The organism is Phenylobacterium sp. (genome assembly GCF_030654915.1).
Taxonomy (GTDB): Bacteria; Pseudomonadota; Alphaproteobacteria; order Caulobacterales; family Caulobacteraceae; genus Phenylobacterium.
The window spans coordinates 1-4,159 of the sequence record NZ_JAURWM010000334.1 but is presented as its reverse complement, the minus strand read 5'-3'; the positions used below and the strand labels follow the sequence as shown (position 1 = coordinate 4,159).

Sequence of the window (4,159 nt, the reverse complement as noted above, 5' to 3'; positions counted from 1 at the left end):
GGCCGGCCTCTGGGACGACGACCACCCGATCGCCGACATCTTCTCGCTGCTGCCGTTCGAGATGCCGCAGATCCTGTTCCATGACGCGGTGGCCGGCGCGGCGATGATGACAGCGGGGCGCAATGTCGAGGACCCCAATTTCCTGCAGACCTATCTGGTCAACAACGCCCGCCAACTCGGCATGGCCGGGCGGATCCTCTTTCCGATTCCCGAGCGGGGCCTGGTCGAGCGGCTCTACCGGATCAAGGCCAAGACCGTGATCGTCGGGGGCGACAGCGACCGCCTCGTGCCGCCGTTCTACGCCCACGGTTTCAAGAAGGGGATTGCCGGCGCCGAGCTGGTCTCGATTCCCGAGGCCGGCCACATGGTCATCGTCGAGAAGACCCCGGCCGTGGTCGAGGCGATCGGGCGGCTGGGGTGACATCACGATCACGCGTGATGCAATGACGCTGAACGACGCGAAATAGAAGAGCGGGAAGCCGCCTTTGGGGGGACACTTGAAGCACCTAGCCTCGCTGGCCGTGGCCAGCCTGATCCTTGTCGCTTGCGCGCCCCAATCGGGGCCGCCGGCCGACCCGGCCAGTCTCGCGCCTGCCGATCCCCGCCTGGCGGAGCTCTATGCCGGCTCCTGCAAGGCCTGCCACGTGGTCGCCGACTCCGGCGCGCCGCTGGTGGGCGACGCCAAGGCCTGGGCGCCGCGTTGGAAGCAGGGCGAGGCGGTGCTGCTCGATCATGTGGTCCAGGGCTACAAGGCCATGCCCGCCATGGGCCAATGCGCTTCGTGCACGCCCGATGATTTCAAGGCCCTGACCCGCTTCATGGCCGGCAAGGAGGGCAAGTGATGATCTCGCGTCGCACCGCCCTGGTCGCTGGCGGCGCCGGCGTCGTCGCCCTGGCCGGCGGCGGGGGCTATCTGGCCGCCCGCGACAAGCCCGAGCCGCCCGCCCCGCCCAGCGTCGATGGCAAGAACCACCTGCTGTGGCGCAACTGGTCGGGCATCGCCTACGCCTATCCCGCCGTCCGCAGCGCGCCGCGCGACGAGGCCGCGGTGGCCGCCGCGCTCAAGACCTCCATCGCTCCGGTGCGGGTCGCGGGCGCGGGCCATTCCTTCACCGCTCTCGTCCCCACCGACGGTACGCTGATGACCCTCGACAATGTCGCCGGGGTATCGGGTTGGCAGGGCGATGAGGCCGTGGTCTGGGCCGGCACGCGGCTGGGCGCCCTGGGACCGGCCCTAGCCGAACGCGGCCGGGCGATGGCCAATCTGCCGGACATCAACAAGCAGTCGCTGGGCGGATGCCTGGGCACCGCCACCCACGGGACTGGCGCGAAGATCCAGGCGATCCATGGCGACGTCACCGCCCTACGGCTGGCGACGGTGTCGGGCGAGGTCATCGAGTGTGACGCGGTCAAGAACCCCGACATCTTCCAGGCCGCCCGGGTTTCGCTCGGCGCGCTGGGCGTCATCACCCAGGCCCGGCTGAAAACCATCGCCAACCGCAATCTGCATCGCCGGGTCTGGGTCGAGTCGTTCGAGGAGACCTTGGGCAAGGCTGAGGAGCGCTGGGCGCAGCACCGCAATTTCGAGTTCTACGCGGTTCCGTTCACCGGCCTGGCCGCCAATATCTCGCACGACGAGACCGACGCTGCGGCCAAGGCGCGCGGCCCCGACACCGACTCGGCGTTCCTGGAGGTGCTGAAGCAGCTTCGCAACCTGACGCGGTTCTCGCCCCCGCTGCGCAAGTCAGCCGCCCAGGCGTTGCTCGGCTCGGCCAAGCCGGAGGAAGCCATCGACCAAGGGTGGAAGCTGCTCTCGACCGAGCGCCCGGTGCGCTTCAACGAGATGGAGTTCCACCTGCCGGTCGAAAACCACCTGACCGCGCTGAAGGACGTCGTGGCGACCATTGAGGCCAAGCGTCCCGATGTGTTCTTCCCAATCGAGGTCCGGCGGATCGCCGCCGACGACGTCTGGCTCTCGCCGTTCCAGGGCGGGCCGCGCGGCTCGGTCGCCGTCCACTGCCACTACAAGGACGACTACGACTTCCTGTTCGAGCTGATCCAGCCGATCTTCCTGAAATACGGCGGCCGGCCGCACTGGGGCAAACTGCACAGCCTCAAGGCTCGCGAACTGGCGCTGCTCTATCCGAACTGGAACGACTTCCTGGAGGTCCGCCGCCGGCTCGATCCGGAGGGTCGGCTGCTCAATCCGTACCTGAAGGAACTGTTCGGCGTTTGAGGCCTGCGGCCCGGTGCGAGGGGCTGGGGGCTCCGGAGGCCGGGTTTCGTAGGAACTGTGCTAAGCTGTCGGCATGAACGAAAAACCAGTCGAGAAGCCTGCCGCCGCCGCCATGTCCGCTCTGCGTCACCGTCCAGGTGGCTTCGCCAATGCGAACCTGAACAACAAGGGCGGTATCCACCGCAGCGAGAAGGCCGCCTCCGCGCGGTCGGCCGCCAAGTCCAAGCCGTGGTCGGGCGCTAAGCCCTGACCAGGGCTTGATCGCCTGACAGCATCAGGGCGTTGAAGCGCTCGCCCATCAGCCGATAGCCTTCGGTGTTCGGGTGCAGGTCGTCGGGCAGCATATGCGCGTCGGCCGCCCCGAACAGCGACAGCCCGTCCAGATACCGGATCGCGGTGTCTCCCGCGGCGACCCGCGCGGCGACCACCTCCTGCAGCAACTCCCGCATCCGGACCAGGGATGGGCCGCCCTGCGATCCTTCGTCCTCACGGCCCGGAGAGTAGATCGGCGAGGCGACGACCAAGGGCGTCGTCTTGTGACGCTCGCGGATGATCGAGATCATGGCGTGGGCCGAATCCGGGAAGGTCCGCTCCCTTAGCTGCCCGCCGTCGAAGACATTGATCCCCAGCTTCAGCACGATGGCGTCGGCGCGGGCGTCGCGGATGATCCGGGCCGCCTGCCCCGACAGCAGGCAAGAGCCGGCCCAGCCTAGATTGAGATGATCAACCCCAGCCAGGCGCGCGGCCACCGCCGGCCAGCCGTTGCTGGCGCCCTCGGCTTCCATGCAATGGGTGATCGAGCTGCCGTGGAACAGGATGCGCGGCCGAAGGTCGGGGGCAGGCGTCGCCGTCGCACCGTCGTCCAGTTCAAGCCCGGTGATCGAGACGGTGGCCGATTGCGGTAACCAGAGCTCGACGACCTTTTCGCCGGCCGGCAGGCCGTCGAAGGCCACTGCGAAAGCCTCGTCGCCCTCGAGCGTACCGGTCTCCAACAGGATCGTGGCCCCGCCCTGTCCGTAGGCGCGGCCGAACAGTTCGCCATTTACATAGAGATCATAGGCGCCGCGCCGCTCGTCGCCTGCCGGCTGCGCCAACAGCCGCTGCGTGGCTGTCAGCCGCAGGCTGCGCGAGGTGGTCGACAGTCGCACCCGGCAGGCCGCCGCGCAGGATCCGACCCAGCGGTTGAACGGATCGTAGAAGCCGAGCTCGGCGACCGGCAGCCGCAGGGGCTGCAGTGAATCGCGCCGACGACGCACATCGACCTGACCGGTCAACAACGGCTCGATCTCGTCCAGGGACAAGGACTTCATACGCGCCTCCCAGCTCTCGCTTCGACCCTTGTAGAGGCGCCCTCAGTTGGGGTGAAGGGCGATCGGCGCGTCGGGATCCGCGGGCATGGTTGGGCGCGGCGTGAAGGACGGCGCGGTGGTGACCGGCGGTGGTGGGGCGATGGTCTGGACTGGAGCGGGCGCCGGGGCTGGTAGGTCCAGCTTGGGCGCGGCGACCGCGACCGGCTTGGCCGCTGGCGGCTCGCGACGCGGCGCTGGAGCGGCGGCGGGCGTCGCGGGCGGGGCGAGCTTCGGCGCAGGTGTGGGTTCGGCCGCTTGCTCTGGCGCCGGCGTCGCCACGGGAGCCGCCGGCTCGGCGAGGACCGGCGCGACGGCTGCTGGCGGGGGAGGGGCGACTGGGGGCGGTGCATCGCCGCTGGTCAGCATGAAGTACGCCACCAGGCCGCCGAGGGCTGCGAGGCCGGCGCCCAGGCCGATGAACATCGGCGTGCGCGATGGCTTGGCCGGCGCACGGGCGGCCATCGTGATGGGCGCCTGTGTAGGTTCGGGCGCGACCGCTGGTGCTGGCGAAGGCGTCGTTGGACGTGCGGTCAAGGGCGCGGGCGCCATGGCGGGCGTCGGCGTCGCGGGGCGC

At 69.4% G+C, this 4,159-nt stretch carries 6 protein-coding genes; 4 read left to right on the top strand and 2 right to left on the bottom strand.

Annotated features, from left to right (window positions below; all coding sequences use genetic code 11):
* The 4 genes from Q7T84_RS17425 to Q7T84_RS17410 all read left to right on the top strand — a co-directional run.
* The coding region (locus Q7T84_RS17425) for an alpha/beta fold hydrolase (protein ID WP_304811365.1) at nt 1-421 on the top strand (421 nt) is incomplete at its 5' end.
* Between the two features lie 76 nt (nt 422-497).
* On the top strand, nt 498-842 hold the full coding sequence (locus tag Q7T84_RS17420; RefSeq protein ID WP_304811362.1) for a cytochrome c5 family protein: 345 nt from the start codon (nt 498-500) through the stop codon (nt 840-842).
* A complete protein-coding gene (locus Q7T84_RS17415) occupies nt 842-2,236 on the top strand; it encodes a D-arabinono-1,4-lactone oxidase (protein ID WP_304811360.1) in 1,395 nt (464 codons plus the stop codon). The genes Q7T84_RS17420 and Q7T84_RS17415 overlap by 1 nt, the downstream gene beginning before the upstream one ends.
* A gap of 73 nt (nt 2,237-2,309) precedes the next feature.
* Nucleotides 2,310-2,486 carry a hypothetical protein gene (locus tag Q7T84_RS17410; RefSeq protein WP_304811357.1) on the top strand — a complete coding sequence of 59 codons (177 nt, stop codon included), beginning with the start codon at nt 2,310-2,312 and terminating at the stop codon, nt 2,484-2,486.
* On the opposite strand, the gene Q7T84_RS17405 is transcribed toward Q7T84_RS17410, so the two are convergent.
* Together Q7T84_RS17405 and Q7T84_RS17400 are read right to left on the bottom strand one after the other, a co-directional pair.
* Entirely contained in the window at nt 2,476-3,546 is a 1,071-nt protein-coding gene (locus Q7T84_RS17405) for a GDSL-type esterase/lipase family protein (protein WP_304811355.1), read from the bottom strand. The genes Q7T84_RS17410 and Q7T84_RS17405 overlap by 11 nt on opposite strands.
* A gap of 42 nt (nt 3,547-3,588) precedes the next feature.
* Nucleotides 3,589-4,008, bottom strand: a complete 420-nt coding sequence (locus tag Q7T84_RS17400; protein ID WP_304811353.1) for a hypothetical protein — start codon at nt 4,006-4,008, stop codon at nt 3,589-3,591.
* Between the last annotated feature and the right edge of the window lie 151 nt (nt 4,009-4,159).